We start from the raw sequence: 17,947 nt of genomic DNA, 5'->3' as shown, positions 1-17,947 counted from the left end.
CAGGGGAGTGAAGGAGCCCCGTCGGGGGAGGTCAGTGGGCGCTGGCGTAGTAGCGGTCCTCGTTCGGCATGATGATCCAGAGCGCCAGATAGATCACCACCTGCGGGCCTGGCAGCAGCACGGACAGCACGAAGAGCAGCCGCATCACTCCGGCGGACATGCCGAAGCGGCGGGCCAGGCCGGAGCAGACACCGGCGATCATTCGGTTGTCCCGGGGGCGTACCAGCTTGCGACTCATCGTCGTCCTCTCCTCACTCGGCGGTGGAACTCCGTCGCCTCGCCGGTTCCACGCGCGCCTGTCTCCACGGTAGGAACGCCGTTGCCCGGCGCCCTCGGCCCGGAGGCGGATTCCGGCACCTCGTACCCGTAGGTATGTACCCGGGCGGGTGCGTGACCAACACCGCCGGAGCGGGTAGGGACAGAGGTGTGCCCCGGGAGTGGCCCGGCGATGATGCCGGGGGAGGATTGGCAGGTCACCGGGGCGGCGGGCCGGCAACGGCGCCGGCATGGGAGGAATGTCGATGATCAGCGCTTTCGACCTTTTCACGGTGGGGATCGGGCCGTCCAGCTCGCACACCGTCGGGCCGATGCGGGCCGCCCGGACCTTCGCCGCCGGGCTCAAGGCCGACGGCCTGCTCGCCGGCACCGCCCGGGTGCGCGCCGAACTCTTCGGCTCGCTCGGCGCCACCGGGCACGGGCACGGCAGCGGCCCCGCCGTACTCCTGGGGCTGCTCGGCGAGGCACCGGAGACGGTCGACCCGGACCGGGTCGCCGAGACCGTGGCCGGGATCCGCGCCGGCGGCCGGCTGAACGTGCTCGGGGCGCACGAGGTCGACTTCGACGTCGACCGGGACCTGGTGCTGCACCGCCGCCGCTCGCTGCCGTTCCACCCGAACGGGATGACCTTCACCGCGTACGCCCCGGCGGGTGAACCGCTGCGGACCCGGACCTACTACTCGGTCGGCGGTGGCTTCGTGGTGGACGAGACCGCGACCGGCGCGGACCGGATCAAGCCGGACAGCACCCCGGTCCGCCATCCCTTCAGCACCGGTGCCGAGCTGCTGGCACTGACCGCCGGGACCGGGTTGCCGATCAGCGGGATCATGCTCGCCAACGAGCGCTCCTGGCGCGGCGAGCCGGAGATCCGGGCCGGCCTGCTGGAAATCTGGCGGGTGATGCGGGAGTGCGTCGACCGGGGCAGCCGGCGGGACGGGACGTTGCCGGGCGGGCTGCGGGTCCGGCGCCGCGCCGCCGAGTTGCGCCGGAGCCTGGAGGCGGATCCGGGTTCGGCGGACCCGTTGCGGGTGATGGACTGGGTCACGCTCTTCGCGCTCGCGGTCAACGAGGAGAACGCGGCCGGCGGCCGGGTGGTGACCGCACCGACCAACGGCGCGGCCGGGATCATCCCGGCGGTGCTGCACTACTACACCCGGTTCGTCCCCGGGGCCTCCGAGGAGGGCGTGCTGCGGTTTCTGCTCGCCGCCGCGGCGATCGGCGTGCTCTTCAAGGAGAACGCCTCGATCTCCGGTGCCGAGGTGGGTTGCCAGGGCGAGGTCGGGTCGGCCTGCTCGATGGCGGCGGCCGGGCTGGCCGAGGCGCTCGGCGGTACGCCGGCCCAGGTGGAGAACGCGGCCGAGATCGGCATGGAGCACAACCTGGGGCTGACCTGTGATCCGGTCGGTGGTCTGGTGCAGATTCCCTGCATCGAGCGGAACGCGGTGGCCAGCATCAAGGCGATCACGGCGGCGCGGCTGGCACTGCGCGGCGACGGCGAGCACGCCGTCTCGCTGGACAAGGTGATCAAGACGATGCGGGAGACCGGCGCCGACATGAAGGTCAAGTACAAGGAGACCGCCCGGGGCGGGCTCGCCGTCAACGTCATCGAGTGCTGACCGCTGCCGTGCGGAGGGTGTCCGGCAGGCGTCCGTCGAGTGTCCGGCAGGCGTCTGTCGGGTAGCGTTGGCACGTTTCCCGGGCGAGAGAACTCGGTCCGGTCGATCCTTATTTGAGGCGATTTTTCCGACTGTTACCCTGTGTCGGGCCGACGGTCGGAGCGCCGGCGGTCGGAGCCGAGCGGTCGGACCGGTGCGAGCGCAGGAGGCGGCTGTGACGTCTGGCGTGGTGGCGGTGTGGTCGCACCGCAACACGCTCCGGCTGCTCGTCCGGCGGGACCTGGCGGTGAAATACCAGCAGTCGGTGCTGGGCTACCTCTGGTCGCTGATCGAGCCGCTCGGCATGGGCGTCATCTACTTCTTCGTCTTCGGGGTGCTCTACCGCTCGGCCACCGACCGGCACCTCGGGGACGCCACGGAGTCGTACCCGCTCTTCCTGATCACCGGGATCTTCGCCTGGATGTGGACCAGCGCGGCGATCGGCGAGGCCACCGCGGCACTCACCGGGCAGGCGCGGCTGATCACCACGATGAACCTGCCCCGCGAGGTCTTCCCGATCGGCCGGGTGGCCAGCCGGTTCGCGGAGTACGCCGCCGGGCTGCCGATCCTGGCCGGCGTCGCGATCGTCTACGCCTCGCTCGACAGGATCGAGTTCGGGGTCTCGCTGCTGGCGCTGCCGCTTGCCCTGCTGATCCAGTGGACCCTGCTGATCGGGATCGCGCTGCTGCTCTCCTCGCTCAACGTGCTGATGCGGGACATCGAGCGGTTCATGCGGCTCGTCACCCGGGTGCTCTTCTACGCCACCCCGATCATCTATCCGCTGAGCCTGGTCCGGGACTCCTCGCTGCCCGAATGGGTCAAGATCGCGTACGAGCTCAATCCGCTGGTCGGGATCTTCCAGCTCCACCACGCGGTCTGGTACCCCGACGAGTTCCCCGACGCCCGGCTGCTCGCCGTGGCGACCGGCGGCAGCCTGCTGGTCCTGCTCGCCGGCTGGTGGGTGTTCCGCCGGCTCGAACCCACCGTGCTCAAGGAGCTGTAGTGGGCCGGGCGATGATCGAGGCGGAGAACCTGGGCATCCGGTTCGTCCGTAACCGGCGGCGCAACCTGCGGCTGCGGGAGATGTTCATCCACCGGGGGAGCCGGCAGCCGGCCGCCGGGATCTTCTGGCCGCTGCGCAACGTCTCGTTCTCGGTCGACCCGGGCGACACCGTCGGGATCATCGGCCGCAACGGCACCGGCAAGAGCACCCTGCTCCGGCTGATCGCCGGGGTGCTGATCCCGGACGAGGGCCGGATCCGGGTCGGCGGCCCGGTGGCGCCGCTGCTGGAACTCTCCGCCGGTTTCTCCAACGAGCTGACCGGCCGGGAGAACGTCCACCTGGTCGGCTCGCTGCACGGGCTGCGCCCGAGCTTCCTGCGGCGGCACTTCGACGAGATCATCGATTTCGCCGGGGAGCAGATCGCCAACGCCATCGACACCCCGGTCCGGCACTACTCGTCCGGGATGAAGGTACGGCTCGGCTTCGCGGTGATCGCCCAGCTCCAGCACCCCGTGCTGCTGATGGACGAGGTGACGGCGGTCGGCGACGCCGACTTCCGGGCGAAGTGCTACGACACGATCGACCGGCTGATCGCCGAGGGTCGTACCGTGATGCTGGTCTCGCACAACGAAAACGATCTCACCCGGTTCTGCAGCCGGGGACTCTACTTCGACGGAGGACGATTACGGGTGGACGGCACCATACGCGAGGCTCTTGACGCATACCACGACGTGGTCAGGCCGTGATGCTGGCGATCCTGCTCACCCCCACCCGACCGGGCGCCCCGCTGACCCGGCCCGACGGCAGGCCGCTCGCCGCCGACCTCCGCGAGCAGTTGCGCGCGGCCGGCGTCCGGGACGTCGTCCTCACCGACGATCCGGCCCAGGTCGCCCTGCTGGCCAGCATCGCCCGGGAGCCGGTGCTGCTCTGCTCGGGCGACCTGGTCGCGCACGCCGCCGTGCTCCGGCACCTGGCCACCAGCCCGATGCCGGGGACCGTCGCCCTGGTGCTGCCCGAGCCCGCCGCCGGCCCGCTCGGCGTCGTGGAGGAGCGCAACCAGGTCGTCGCCACCGCCACCGCCACCGCCGACGGTGCCGCCTACGTTTCCGGCGCCGGGGGAGCGCCGGCCGGCGCCGTCGGGACGCTGGCGGCAGCCCCGACCGGGGCCTTCGGCGGAGCGGTACGGGTCGCCGTCGCCGACCTGCCCACCCTGGCCACCGTGGCCCGGGCAGTCGCCACCGACGACGGCACGGGCAGCGGTAGCGACGCGGGCGGACTCGCCGAGCCGAACCGGGTCCCGCTGCTCGACCGGCTGCTCGCCGGGCTGACAGCCGCCGGACGCGCCGCCGCACCGACCGGTACGGCCTCGGAAAACGGCGGTACGGCCTCCGGCGGGGACATCACGATCTTTGCCCACCGGGTACGCCTGCTGGTCGCCCGCCGGATCGCCGACCAGAGCGCACTGGCCGAGGCCGAGGCGGCGGTGGCGGCCGTCGACTCCGACCGGGCCGAGCTGCGGCTCTCGGTCAAGGAAAAGGACGACTTCTTCACCACGTACTTCGTCAGCACCTGGTCGCCCTGGGTGACCAGGCTCTGCGCCCGGCTCCGGCTGACCCCGACCGGGGTCACCGCGATCTCGGTCGCCTTCGCGGTCGCGGCGGCGGTGCTCTTCGCGCTCGGCGGGCGGCCGGCCCTGGTCGGCGGTGCCGTCCTGCTCTACCTCGGCTTCGTGCTCGACTGCGTGGACGGCCAGCTGGCCCGGTACACCCGGCACTTCAGCCCGTGGGGCGGCTGGCTGGACACCATCGCCGACCGGGCCAAGGAATACCTGGTCTACGCCGGGCTCGGCATCGGGATCGAGCGGGCCGGCGGCCCCGGCTGGGCGCTGGCGATCGCCGCGATGACCCTGCAGACCGTCCGACACATGACCGACACCTGGTACGGCGCCCTGCACGACGAGGCGGCCAGACGCCCCCGGCCGCTGCTTTCAGGAGCAGGGGCCGGCGGAGCAGGGGCCGGTGGCCTCGGCGACCGGCTCAGCCAGGCGTCGAACCGGGTGCAGGCCGACACGGGCTCGCTGACGTACTGGGCGAAACGGACGGTCGTCTTTCCGATCGGCGAGCGGTGGGCACTGATCGCGTTGACCGTGGCGATCTTCAATCCGCTGGTCAGCCTGGTCGCCGTCCTGACCTGGGCCGGGCTGGCGGCGGCGTACACGCTGGCGCTGCGTACCCTGCGGGCCCGGTCGATGCGGATGGCGGTGCTGACCGGCGTGGACGCGGCCCTGCACCGCGACGACGGGCCGGTGGCCCGCCGGCTGCCCGCCCTCGGCCGGGGCGCCGGGCTGCCCGGCCCGCTGCCGCTGGCGCTGGTCGGGGTGGTGGCCGGCCTGGCGCTGCTCGGCGCCGGCCTGGCCGGCCTCGGCACCGGCCCGGCGCGCTGGCTGGTGCCGCTCGCCGTGCTGGTGGCCCTCGTCGCCGGGCTGCCCTCCGCGACCTCGCACGGTGGCCCGCTGGACTGGCTGGTGCCGGCCGCCCTCCGGGCCACCGAATACCTGCTGGTGATCGGGGCCGGGCTGCTGGTCGACGCGGACGGCGCGGTGATCTTCGCGCTGCTCTTCGTGCTGGCGCTGCGGCACTACGACCTCACCGCCCGGCTGGAGAAGCGGGAACGGGCGCCGCTGCTGCACGCGCTCGGCCTGGGCTGGGACGGCCGGCTGGTCGCGCTCGCCGCCGCCGTGCTGGCCGGCCCGTTCGCCGGCCGGGTGGCGCTGGTCGCGCTCGCCGGCTACCTGGCGGTGATTTTCCTGGTGAGCGCGGTCCGTGGCTGGGTACCCAGGAACGTTCCCGCACCACGGCGACCGGCCGACGCCGACGGAGTTCCCGCCGGCCCGCCCGCCGCCCCCGGCACCTTCGCAACCGCCGGGGTCGTGCCGGCGGACGGCCACGCCGTGGCGCCGGGGGACGGCCGTGCCGCGACATCCGGGTCCGCCGCGCTCCCCGGGCAGCCGGACCGGTCCGGGACGGCGCAGCGGCGGGAGCGGGACGGATGAGGTCGCCAGCGGGATGACCGGGGGCGGCGCGGCGGAAAGGAACCGATGACGCTGCTCGCGGGAGTACGGCGCCGATGCCGTTGATCAGTTTTGTCGTGCCGGTCTACCGGGTGCAGGGCTACCTCCGGGAGTGCCTCGACTCGATCCTGGCGCAGCCGGTACGGAACGTCGAGGTGATCGCGGTCGACGACTGCTCACCGGACAGCTGTGGTGAGATCATCGCCGAGTACGCCGCCCGGGACGACCGGGTCCGGGTGGTGACCCTGGACCGCAACGTCGGGCTCGGCGAGGCCCGCAACATCGGCCTCGACGCGGCAACCGGCGAGTACGTCTGGTTCCTGGACAGCGACGACTGGCTGGCCGGCGGCTGCCTGCCGGCGGTGGCGGAGCGGTTGCGCCGGGTCGCGCCGCAGGTGCTGGTCGTCGACCACCAGCGGGCGTACTGCACCGGCGGGATGCTCGACGGTGGCCTGGGCGCGACGGTGCCGGACTCCGGCGACGAGGTGTTCGGTGTCCGGGACCGGCCGGCGGTGCTCGAGGTCCTGCACACCGCCTGGAACAAGGTGGTGAGCCGCCGCTTCCTCGTCGACTCCGGGCTCCGCTTCGCTCCCGGCTGGTACGAGGACGTCTCGTTCAGCTACCCGGTGCTGCTCGCCGCAGCCCGGATCAGCGTGCTGGACGTGGTCTGCGTCAACTACCGGCAGCGCCGCTCCGGCGCCATCACCCGGACCAGGGACGGCCGGCACTTCGAGATCTTTCCGCACTGGCACCGGGTCTTCGCGCTGATGGCCGGCTGGGGGCCGGAGTACGACGCACTCCGGCCACTGATCTTCGAGCGGATGGTCTGGCACTACCTGATCGTGCTCGGCAACGGGCGGCGACTCTCGCCGGAGCTGCGCCGGGCCTTCTTCGCCCGGGTGGTGGCGGACTACCGGCGCTGGCTGCCGCCGGGCGGCTACCGGAGACCGGGCGGGATCGACGGGCTGAAGCACCGGCTGGTGGCCGGCGACCACTGGCGGGCGTACGCGGCACTGCGCGCCGCGTACCACCTCCGGGGCCGGGTCCGGCGGCTCGCCGGGCGGTCGCTGCCGGCGCTGCCCCGCGGGATGCCGGGGCTCGGCCAGCGGCCGTCTGGAGACGGGCGCGGCTTTCTCCGGCCCGCGCCGAACCGGCCGCCCGGCCCGCCGTTGTTGGACCGGCTGCCCGCCCCGCTGGACCGGGCCGCCCAGCTGGCCCGGGAGGGGCTGCTGCGCGCCTACTACCACGCCGAACTGCGCCGCCCCCTGGATCCGGCGCTCGCGCTCTATGCGGCCTACTGGTACCGCGGCTACGCCTGCAACCCGGCGGCGATCTACGAGAAGGCCCGGGAGCTGGCCCCGCAGATCCGGGGCGTCTGGGTGGTCCGCCGGGACCGGGTGTCGAGCCTGCCGCCGGGGGTGCCGTACGTGGTGGCCGGCGGCCGGGCCTACTTCCGTGCCCTGGCCCGGGCGAGCTGGCTGGTCAACAACGTGAACTTTCCCGACTACGTGGTCAAGCGGCCCGGGGCGGTGCACGTGCAGACCCATCACGGCACTCCGGTCAAGGTGATGGGACTGGATCAGCAGCGCTACCTGCGCGGCGCGGCCGGGCTGAGTTTTGCCGGACTGCTGCGCCGGATCGACCGCTGGGACTACAGCATCACCGCCAACAGCTTCTCCAGCCAGATGTGGGAGCGGGCCTATCCGGCGGAGTACCGGACCCTGGAGGTCGGCTATCCCCGCAACGACCGGCTGGTGACCGCCGGGCCCGCCGAGGTCGAGGCCGTCCGGCGAAGGCTCGGTATCGGCCCGGACGAGCGGGTGGTGTTGTACGCGCCGACGCACCGCGAGCACCGGCCGGGGTACGCGCCGCCGTTCGACCCGCTCGCTCTGCTGGAGGTCCTCGGCCCGGCGAGCCGGCTGCTCGTCCGGGGCCACTATCTCGACCCGGCCGCCCCGGAAGACTTGAAGGGGCCGACCGGCTGGCCGGATCGGGTGACGGAGGTGACCGGCCATCACCCGGTGGAGAATCTCTACCTCGCCGCCGACGTGCTGGTCACCGACTACTCCTCCGCGATGTTCGACTACGGCACGCTGGACCGGCCGATCGTCGTCTACGCGCCCGACTGGGCCGAGTACCGCCGGGAGCGCGGTGTCTACCTGGACGTCTTCGCCGAGGGGCCGGGCGTGGCGGTGGCGGACTTCGCGGAGCTGCTGGCCGCGTTCCGCGGCGGTGCGGTGGACGGCCCGGCGGCCGCCGAGGCGCGGAAGCGGTTCCGGCGGCGGTTCTGCGCCCTCGACGACGGCCGGGCCGCGGAGCGCGTCGTCCGGCACATCCTGCCCGGCACCGTCCCGGCCGGGGAGGCGGCGACCGTCGTCGAGTAGCCCTCGCGCCTTCGTACACATGTGCTATCCACAGCTTGTGGATAGCACATGTGTACGACCGGTCGCGGGCCTGGTCGGCTAAGGGCTGATTGATCCGGCCTGGCTGCGGCCGTACCACTGCACGCACATAGACGAACCTTGACACGCCCATGCTCGGACTCTTAGGTTTCTCGTAAGTATCGGATGGAGACCGAAAGTTTCGGGACTGGCCGCGCTGCACCGCCAGCAGGGGTAGGGTGCCGAACTCCGGAGAGTTGGCAGCGAAGCGGCTGCCTGTCCATTCGGGCGAGCAGATCTTTCCGACAGGGCCCGCGCCCCCGGGGAATGGTCGATGTGTTCGGCAACGGGTTGGTCGCCAGCGCGGCCCCGGACCGCTTGACGCACCAGGGTCACATCATGGCCGTCTGCGGTCGGAGCTACCGCCAGTAAAGCCGCAGGAACGAGGTGCCGGACACAATGCCGGCCTTGCCCGCCGAATAGCCACCCGTGGTCAGAGCCTTTAGCAAGTTGCCCAAGGAAGGGAGCAACTGAAAAATGAAGAGTGACAGATCGTTAATCAGGGCCTACCGCTGTCTCGCAGTCATGATACTGTTCTCCGTGTTCGCGGTTGCCCCCGTCCCTGCCGCTGCGGCCGAAGGCGAGCCGGCACCTGCCTGGAATGGCGACGCCGACAAAGTTCGGGCCGTGGAGCTTGAGAGCGCCCGGCATTCCGGAATCATGGATGAACTGGACAAGCTCATCGCACAAGCCGAAGCTCTGAGGGCCGGCAACGCGGAATTTCCGCTCCAGATTTCCCGTGCTCGCGGCGGATCCGACGTAAACAAGGCATTCCCCTGGGTGTACTCCCATGAAACCAAAGGTCTTGATCTTGCGCTTTGGTTCGCCCGCAGGGCACCGGTTTTCTGGGCCGACGAAGCCATGGTCTGGCTTGAAAATGCAATGGAAAATTTCGCTGGCAAAATCAAAGCGGACGGTTCGGATCCTTATTTTCGCCTTGATCCGGGCCCGGGTAAAACAGCTGTAGAGGTTTCCGCGCCCACCAATGCCTGGACCGCAAGAACCCCGCTCGACAGCCGTGTCCCTGCCGATTTTGCTGGTGGCACATTCGAGATGATCCCATATCCTTTTGCGGATTCCGAAGGCAAAGCTGATGTACTCAAGATCAATTATGCCCATAACGGGACGAGTACGTTCGGCGGAATCACCGTCCAATCTCCGTTGTCTCCGACGGTAGATGTCCCCGAAGGCTCGACTATTGAGTTTGATGTCTACTATCCCAAGAGCGCGCAGGGCAAGTACATGAGGTGGAGAATAAGAAATATCGACTCCAACCTCGATAGCTACCTCAGAGATTACGAGTACAACAATCTCAACCCCGACTGGGTCGGCAGCCACAACGGCGAAAGCTGGTTGCGGGCACACCACAGCGTTACCGCCTCGGTGGGCATGTCCTCGAACTTCGTTCTTGAGCTCCATGGCGAGACAAGTCGTCCCGCAGAAACTGGCACGCTTCTTGTCGCCGATATCAAGATAACGGCACCCGATCCCAACGGCGTTGCGCTTCCCGACGTAGTCGACAGGGAAAGCCAGAGTGTCGTAGCGCCTTTGAAGAGTGTCTACAACAGGGGAAATGGCCGGTTCATGGTTGGCGCGATCGGAACCGGACCAGTAACCGGAACCAGAGCCCGGCACTATGAGATCTTTGTCGACGGCAACAATCTCAAGGCCGAGAGCACGCATCCCATCGGCCCAAGCTGGCTGAAGAGCGTTACTGGCGAGGCATTGAGTGGCGCGGACACCACGCCTGGCCTAGGTGAATACAGTTTCCCGACCGACGCCTATCAGGCGATCAGGGATTCCGGAGCTCCCGGAGAGTACAAGTCTCACGCCCATGTCCTGGCGTGGTACAACCAGGCCCCCGCTTGGATGAGACAAATTATTCCCGCGACCCTTCCCGCCGGATACAACGGCACAACCAATTTCTATGGATTGGGCAACGGCGTCACAACCAAGGTTCCGGTAGACAAAGAAATGTCCAGAAGGGTGCAGTTCAATCACGCAATGTACGTGATGCGGCACTTCTTGACCACAGATGCGAAGTACGGCTCAAGCACATCCCGTGGAGTAATTCCATTCAATTCGTGGGACGTACTCAACGAAGAGGTCCACGAAAGCCGCCACAGCGAACTCATCCCCCAGGATCCGAACAACTGGAGAACCAGCCTCAAACACACCAACTGGCTTGTCGCGATGTCGGACGATCTAGTTGGCGGCGACCTCCGAGAGCATTACGTCTACCTGCTCTTCAAGTACGCGCACATCGCGGCCCCCAACGCCGAGATGGCGTCGGCCTACAAAGCCAACTACGCTGATCTTCCCGAGTACATGAAGCTCGACGGACACGACAGTGGCGGCAGCATTGACGCCTATGTTGTTGACAATCCTCCGAAGCTGACATACAACGATTACGGCATTGCCACCCGCAGCAAAGCGAGGACCGTATACAACATGGTCCGCGAGTTGAACACCGCATGGCTCTCGGATCCGCTGTACGACGGAAGACCACTTATCGAGGACATCGGTATCCAGGGACACGATTCGGTTGGAAAGACCCTGGCCAGCGATAACCAATACGCCATGGCCCTCTATGCCACTCTCGTTGACCAAGGGCTTGTTTCCGGTATTTCCTACTCCGAGTTTGACTTGAGGATGCCGACCAGCGCCCCCGGCGGCGGCGCGATCGCTCCGGCGGTGCTCAATGTCAGGCAGTCCGACGCCCTCGGGTACGAGTACGCGCTGATGTACAAACTGTTCACCAAGTTCGCCCCGTACATCGATCACATCATCAGCTGGGGCGTATCCGGTTCAGGATGGCAGGGAAGCTATGTGCTGTTCAACAGTGAGGACAATGCCAATGCCGGTTACTACGGCGCCATGAAACCGGACAGGTTCATTCTTGGTCATTCATATCTGGACGACTACTTTGAGGGCGAATACGAGAAGATCCAGGACGGCTATCAGATCGACCTTGGCGATCTTGGAACCTACACACGCTGATTTATAGGCAGTCGTCAAGCGCGACGCCCCGCGTCAAGCGGGCAGAGCAGGCACCATCGGATTCGTCGGGTGGTGCCTGCTTCTTTGCTTCCTGATCCATGAGAACTTTCCGAAACTGCATTAGCCAGACCTGCCGGGCCCGCCGCAACGCTACGTGGCGATCGGCGGTTCGCGGCAGTCCGGGTGCCTGATCTCGGCGAGCCGTGTGGCCGGCAGGAAGGCATCGTCGATGGCTCGGCTCGGTGGCGTTGTGCTCTGGGCCATCGGCCGATCGGATGACCGAAGGCGACGATCGGCTATTTCCATGTGCGACGGACACCCTGCGACGCCTAGGAAGGAGGCATGACCAACGAGCGGACCGTTCCCCTGCTGCCGTGCGCATCCATCGACGACATCGAAGCCTTCTACGGAGTTCTCGGGTTCCGCACCACGTACAAGCAGCGCAAGCCCAACCCGTGTGTGGGGGTGCAGCGGGCAGACCTGCATCTGCAGTTCTTCGAGATCGCCGGGTTCGACCCGGAGCAGTCCTACGGCTCCTGTCTCGTCATCACCGCGGACATCGAGGGACTACACCGGGCATTCGCCGCCGGCATGCGCGCCGCCTACGGCAAGGTGCTGGTGACCGGAACGCCGCGGATGACCCGGCCCAGGGCGCGGAAGAACGCCGACGGGTTGGGCGGGTTCAGCGTCATCGACCCGGGCGGCAACTGGATCCGCGTCTTCCGGGACGCCACCACCGCGCCCACGCCGGCCACCACACCTGGCGGGCGGCTGGCCAAGGCCCTCGCGAACGCCGTCGTGCAGGCCGATTCCAGGGGAAGCGTCGGACAGGCCGTGCGGATCCTCGACAGCGCGTTGGCCCGCCCGCAGGCCGACGACGACCCGGTCGAGCAGGTAGAGGTCCTGGTCTACCGCGCCGAACTCGCGATGGTGCTGCACGATCCAGAGACCGCGGCCGAGATGCTGGCCCGCGCCCAGGCCGTCACGCTCACCGAAGACGAATCCGAAAGGGCGGCACCCGCGTTCGACAACGCCGCCGAACTCACCGCAGCACTGCGGTGACCCACCATACGAACGCCTCCCCATCTCGGCTAGACGTGGATGTCGCCAAGGTTGGCGGTGCTCGGGACGTCGGTCACCGTCGGTGGCTCAGTCGGTCGGCGTGGTGGCCGAGCGACGTACCCGCTGCCGAACCCGGTCGGCGGCGAGCCCGGCGTACCGGCCGGCGACGAAGCGGGTGGCGTGCGCCAGGGACCGGATGCCGCCGACGGGGATCGTCTCCACCCCGGCCAGGGCGGCCCGGCGGGCCCGTCCGTCCCCCCGGACCACCAGCCGGGGCCGGGGCGGGACCCAGCTCTTCTCCGGCAGAGTTCGCAGGTCGACGACCCCGAAGTCGTCGCCGCTGACCCAGCGCCGGCCGGCCACCTCGGCCACCACCTCGTCGAGGGGCTCGTCGGGCCGGCGTACCCGCAGGGCCCGGCTGCGTGCCGAGGTGCGCCAGAGTGAGAGCCCGCCGTCGGGTGCCGTCGCCCCGGCCGGCAGCACCCGGACCAGACCGACCTGCCACTGGTCGGCGACCGCCACCAGTCGGCGTACGGTGTCGGCGTCGACCCCCAGGTGCGAGCCGAGTTCCAGCAGGTAGGGGGCGGGGAAGGCGGTCTGCGGCGGCTGCCCGGCCAACTCCACCCGGGGCTCGGAGCGGTACGTCGCGGCGAGCAGTCGCCGGTCCAGCAGCGGGTCGGCCAGCACCGACCGCCGCTCGTCGGTCAACTCCGTCCACGGTGCCACCAGCATCACCCGCAGGTCGGTCTGGTCGCCGGCGAGCAGCCGGTCCACACAGGTGCGAACCATCTCGTACGGTCCGTCGGCCGGGACCACCGTGACGACCAGCGGCACCGCCCAACCGCGCTGCGCGGCGGCCCGCAGGTAGCGGGGCTGTGGCATCAGCTCGGCCAGGAACGGCCGGTTGTAGCGGCGCAGCGCCTCGCCCCGGGTCATCATGTGCGACGGGCCGAGGTGCCAGCTCCGTGCGCGGGGCTCCGGCACGAAGACGGCACCCGCCTGGGCCAGCCGGTAGCCGAACTCGGTGTCCTCGCCGAGTCGCAGCTCCGGGTTGAGCCCGCCGGCCTCCCGGTAGAGGCTCCGGGGCAGCGCGGCGGTGGCGCCGACGTGGGCCCGGAAGGTGAGGTGGTCACCGGCGCGGAGCTGGTCGGTGTCGTCGATGAGCCGTTCGACGTACTCGTGCGGCTCGGTCCCGTCGAGCCGGAAGAGCCGGTCCGCGTCGCCGGCCGCGCAGCTCTCGGCGACCTGCTCCGGGGTGGGCAACTCGGCGTCGACGAAGCGCTTGTAGCCGAGGGTGACCGCTTCGTCGCTGACGTGCTGCCAGCGGGCCTGCGCCGCCACGTGCTCGGGAAAGACCACCATGTCGGCGTCGAGCCAGTGCAGGATCTCGCCCTCGCTCCGTTCCGCACCGACGTGCAGTGCCGTGGAGCGGCCCCAGCCGGTGTGGTGGTCGGCGACCCGGAGCAGCCGGCAGTTCTCGGGGCGGATCGCGGGCAGGGTCACCGGCGGGTCGCTGCCGTCGTCGACCACCACCACCTCCAGCAACCCCGACGGGTACGTCTGGTGCCGCAGCGCGGCCAGGGTGAGGTCGAGGGAGCGTTGGCAGTCGTGGGCCGGGATGACCAGCGAAACCGACCGCGTTGGCTGCCAGCCGTCCAGGTCGGGTGGGGTGAGCCGGCTCCAGTCGTTGCGGAACAACCGGACCGGGGACTGGGCTGCGGTGGTCCGGGCGCGGCTCGACACGCGCCACAGTGTAATCAACTCGTCGCAGAGAGCTGACATCTGCCGGCCGCGTGGCGGGTTTCGATCGAAATTGCCATGGTGGCGACTACCGTAAGTGTCTTCATGACAGCGTCACGTAGGCTCGGTTGCCCGTCGGGCTCCGTCCGGTCGGGGCCGGGCTCCGGCGCCGGCCGGCGAAGGGATCGGCGTGCCAGGTAGGGATGGACCGGAGAAGTACCTCCGTTGGCGGATCGTCGCCGGAGATCCCGACGGCCGGTTGCGGTGGCCGCTGGTCACGCGCGGTTCCCGGCTGACCCGGATACCGGGGTCCGGGCCGCCGGCAGAGGGCGCAGACATGGTGGAGGTCTCGCCGGCCGGCCCCGCCTGGCCCCGGACCTTCGTCGGCCGGATGGCCGTCGTCGCCCGCTCGGTGAGCTGGCTGCGGCACCTGCTCGACCACCCGGTCTCACTGGCCCGGGTACGCCGGATCACCGTCGCCGTGACCGAGTGGCAGATCCCGCAGCGTGGCTGGTCCGGCCGGCTCGGACCGGTCCCCCATCTGCTCGCCCAGCGGGTCGCGCTGCCCCGGCAGGACCGGGGCCGGGCGGTGGTCGAGATCGAGCTGCGCTGGTCCGTGCCGCTCCGCTCGGTACTGGTGGCCGTACTGCCGCTGCTCACCCCGGTGCGTCCGCTGCCGACCCCGGGCAGCCCGGAGGTGACCGCCCAGGACGTCCTCCCCGGCTGGCTGGGTGCGGGACCCACCCTCACGGTCGCCGCCGGGGAGCTGCCCGGAAGCAATGCCGTCCGCCCCTACGACATCGTGTTCCGGCCGGACGGGCGGACTCCACCGGTCGCCGGTGACGCGGCCGGTACGGCGTACCGGACCCGGCTGGCCGTCGACCGGTTCGGCGTGCCGGATGTCAGGCACGGCGAACTCCACCGGCCGGCCCCCGGCGGGACGGACGGCGGGACCGGACCGGCGGCCGGCGAGCACGGCGACCGGACCGGGCCGGCCGCCGACCACTCCGTCCGGGAAGAGGGCGGCGTCCTGCTCGACGCCGAGTACGCCGTACCGATCGGCCGGTACGGCCCGTTCGGCGCCGACGCGCCACGAGCGGAGTTGACCTTCTCCGCCGGCCCGGACGGCGGAGGTTGGCGGATCCGGGGACCGGAACCACTCGACCGCTCCGGTCGGCTCGACCGGCCGTGGCTGGACGAGCGGACCTGGGCTGCGCTGGCCGGGATCGGTGTGCTCGACTGCCCGTCGGTGCCCGGACGGCGGCCCCGGGCCGAGGCCGCCCTGCTGCTGCACCTCGCGCTGGCCGGCGTACTGGTGCGGGCTCCCGGGCTGCCACCGGCCTGCACGGCGCACCTCTCCGACGAGGTCGTCGAATTGCTGCGCGCCCCCCTGCCCGACCGTCCCGTCACCGGGCCCGATCCCGATCTGGAGTGGGAGGTCCGGGCGGTGCGACAGCGCCGGGCGGCGCTGCGCCGGCACGCCCGGGGCTTCGCCCTGCCCCGGCTGGCGGCGGCCACCTTTCCCGGTCTCGGCGCGCTGCCGTCGGTCTCGGTGCTGCTGGTGACCCGGCGGTTGGAGCACGTCCTCGACGCGGTCCGTGCCGTCGCGGCACAGACCTATCCGGAGCTGGAGATCGTGCTCTGCCTGCACGGTGTGGGCCTGCCCGCCGGGCTGCGCCGCCGGCTCGCCGGGTACGGCCGGCCGGTGGAGGTCGTCGAGGTGCCGGCCGGGCGGAGCTTCGGCGAGGCGCTGGTCGCCGCGACCGCCCGGGCCCGGGGCACCCTGGTGACGAAGTTCGACGACGACGACACGTACGGGCCGGAGCACGTCTGGGACCTCGTCCTGGCCCGGCACCACTCCGGCGCGACGATGGTGGGCAAGGCGGCCGAGTTCGTCCATCTCGGCGCGCTGGACATCACCGTACGGCGGGATGCCGGAGCGCCGGAGAGCTTCGCCCCGATCGTCGCGGGCGGCACGATCCTGATCGGCCGGGGTGACCTGGCCGAGGTCGGTGGCTGGCGCCCGGTGCCGCGCTCGGTCGACCGGGGCCTGATCGACCGGGTCCGCCGGGCCGGTGGTCTGGTCTACCGCACCCATCCGCTCGGCTACGTCTACCGGCGCCGGCCGGCGGGGCACACCTGGGATCCCGGGCTGGAGTACTTCCTCCGGGACGGTGGCGCGCAGTGGACCGGGCTGCCCCGGCACGCCGAGTTCGGCACGTCCGGCCCGGCGGCGACCAGCACGGCCCGGCGGATCCCGAGGCCGCATCCAGTCAGGTAACCGCCATGTCACAACATGAACATGGCACGTTTACCCGATGGGCTTCCGTGATGATCCTCGTCACAGTCATTCCGGGGCCGGCCATTACGCTGCGGGGAGGTGACGGTGACCACCGTCGCGCTCAAAGACGTCACGAAGGTGTTCCCGGATGGGACAGTGGCGGTCGACAACATCAGTCTCGACGTCAACGACGGCGAGTTCATGGTGTTGCTCGGGCCTTCGGGCTGCGGAAAGTCCACCGTGCTCCGGATGGTCGCCGGGCTGGAGGACCCGACCACCGGCGCCGTCATGCTCGATGGTGAACTCGCGAACGACCTGCCTCCACGAGACCGCGGAATTGCCATGGTCTTCCAGGATTTCGCGCTGTATCCGCATATGTCGGTGGGAGCGAATATTGCCTTCCCGCTGCGGCTCTCCGGGATCGAGGAAGGGCCGCGCGGTGAGCGGGTCGCCGACGTGGCGAGCGCGCTCGGCATCGCCGACGTGTTGGGCCGCAAGCCCAGTCAGCTCTCCGGCGGGCAGCGGCAGCGGGTGGCGATGGGCCGGGCCATCGTGCGCCGGCCCGGGCTGTTCCTGATGGACGAGCCCCTCTCCAACCTGGACAGCGGGCTGCGCGCGGAGCTGCGGGCGGAGATCTCCGGACTGGTCCGGGAGCTCGGGGTGAGCACCGTCTACGTCACCCACGACCAGGCCGAGGCGTTGACCATGGCCGATCGGGTGGCGATCATGCGCAAGGGTGTCCTCCAGGACGTCGGGACGCCGACCCAGGTGTACGGCCGGCCGGCCACCCTCTACGTCGCCGCCTTCCTGGGCAGCCCCCGGATGAACCTGCTGGAGGCGACCGTCTACGTGCACCTCGACCGGTACGTCGCGCTCAACCTCGGTGAGCAGGCGCTCTACCTGCCCTGGGACGACATCCGGGCGCGGGCGGTGGCGCACTACCACGGCGAGCGGATCGTGGTCGGGATGCGGGCCGAGGCGCTGACCCCGGTAGCTCCGGACGCGCCCGGCGACGTGTTGCAGGGGCGGATCCGCTATCTGGAGCACCACGGGCACGAGTCGCTGGCGTTCCTCGACATCGGGGCGACCGCGATCGTCGTCGACGACCTGGGCGGCCCGGTGACCGAGGAGCGTCCCACCGGCGGGGGGCGCGGCATCCGCCGGCTCAGCCAGGTCATGCAGCGGCTGACCGGACGCGTCGGCGGGCCGGAGCAGCCGGGCCCGGAGGCCCGGGACTCCGGGGGCAGCGTCCTGGACCCGGGCCGGCACCACCGCCGCCCCGCCGAACTCGCGGTACGGCTGGCGCCGTACCCGGCGGTCACCTCCGGCCACCCGATGGCGGTCTCGGTACGCATGGACGCGGTGCACTTCTTCGACGAGCGCGGCGACCGCATCGACGTGGGGTGGCGCTGACCACTT

10 protein-coding genes and 1 pseudogene are annotated in these 17,947 nt (G+C 70.3%); 9 read left to right on the top strand and 2 right to left on the bottom strand.

What is annotated here, in order from left to right:
• Positions 1 to 31 precede the first annotated feature (31 nt).
• Positions 32 to 238, bottom strand: a complete 207-nt coding sequence (locus tag ACN27G_RS26835) for a PspC domain-containing protein (protein WP_421495516.1) — start codon at positions 236 to 238, stop codon at positions 32 to 34.
• A 283-nt stretch (positions 239 to 521) separates the two neighbouring features.
• Between ACN27G_RS26835 and ACN27G_RS26830 the strand changes: the two genes are divergently transcribed.
• The 7 genes and pseudogenes from ACN27G_RS26830 to ACN27G_RS26800 all read left to right on the top strand — a co-directional run bounded on the left by ACN27G_RS26830 (position 522) and on the right by ACN27G_RS26800 (position 12,507).
• Positions 522 to 1,892 carry an L-serine ammonia-lyase gene (locus ACN27G_RS26830; protein ID WP_421495515.1) on the top strand — a complete coding sequence of 457 codons (1,371 nt, stop codon included), beginning with the start codon at positions 522 to 524 and terminating at the stop codon, positions 1,890 to 1,892.
• A 214-nt stretch (positions 1,893 to 2,106) separates the two neighbouring features.
• On the top strand, positions 2,107 to 2,934 hold the full coding sequence (locus ACN27G_RS26825) for an ABC transporter permease (protein WP_421495514.1): 828 nt from the start codon (positions 2,107 to 2,109) through the stop codon (positions 2,932 to 2,934).
• Between the two features lie 11 nt (positions 2,935 to 2,945).
• Complete coding sequence (locus ACN27G_RS26820; RefSeq protein ID WP_421497470.1) at positions 2,946 to 3,680, top strand: ABC transporter ATP-binding protein; 735 nt, start codon at positions 2,946 to 2,948, stop codon at positions 3,678 to 3,680.
• Positions 3,680 to 5,833, top strand: a pseudogene (locus tag ACN27G_RS26815) (DUF5941 domain-containing protein); the annotation flags it as partial. The gene ACN27G_RS26820 and the pseudogene ACN27G_RS26815, both read left to right, overlap by 1 nt.
• A 227-nt stretch (positions 5,834 to 6,060) precedes the next feature.
• Positions 6,061 to 8,388, top strand: coding sequence for a bifunctional glycosyltransferase/CDP-glycerol:glycerophosphate glycerophosphotransferase (locus ACN27G_RS26810; protein WP_421495513.1), 2,328 nt, complete (start codon positions 6,061 to 6,063; stop codon positions 8,386 to 8,388).
• A gap of 597 nt (positions 8,389 to 8,985) precedes the next feature.
• Positions 8,986 to 11,445 (top strand): endo-1,4-beta-xylanase, encoded by a 2,460-nt coding sequence (locus ACN27G_RS26805; RefSeq protein ID WP_421495512.1) that lies wholly within the window; start codon positions 8,986 to 8,988, stop codon positions 11,443 to 11,445.
• A gap of 342 nt (positions 11,446 to 11,787) precedes the next feature.
• The gene (locus tag ACN27G_RS26800) at positions 11,788 to 12,507 is read left to right on the top strand and encodes a VOC family protein (RefSeq protein ID WP_421495511.1); all 720 of its coding nucleotides are present in this window, start codon (positions 11,788 to 11,790) and stop codon (positions 12,505 to 12,507) included.
• A gap of 87 nt (positions 12,508 to 12,594) precedes the next feature.
• Here the strand turns inward: ACN27G_RS26800 and ACN27G_RS26795 are convergent, their stop codons facing one another.
• Positions 12,595 to 14,250 (bottom strand): glycosyltransferase, encoded by a 1,656-nt coding sequence (locus ACN27G_RS26795; protein WP_421495510.1) that lies wholly within the window; start codon positions 14,248 to 14,250, stop codon positions 12,595 to 12,597.
• Between the two features lie 187 nt (positions 14,251 to 14,437).
• Between ACN27G_RS26795 and ACN27G_RS26790 the strand changes: the two genes are divergently transcribed.
• Positions 14,438 to 16,528: a glycosyltransferase gene (locus tag ACN27G_RS26790; protein WP_421495509.1), complete on the top strand. Its 2,091-nt coding sequence runs from the start codon at positions 14,438 to 14,440 to the stop codon at positions 16,526 to 16,528.
• A 105-nt stretch (positions 16,529 to 16,633) separates the two neighbouring features.
• Positions 16,634 to 17,941, top strand: coding sequence for an ABC transporter ATP-binding protein (locus tag ACN27G_RS26785; RefSeq protein ID WP_421497469.1), 1,308 nt, complete (start codon positions 16,634 to 16,636; stop codon positions 17,939 to 17,941).
• Positions 17,942 to 17,947: the final 6 nt, after the last annotated feature.

Source organism: Plantactinospora sp. WMMB334, assembly GCF_049179095.1.
Taxonomy (GTDB): Bacteria; Actinomycetota; Actinomycetes; order Mycobacteriales; family Micromonosporaceae; genus Plantactinospora.
This window is presented reverse-complemented; position numbering and strand designations above follow the sequence as displayed.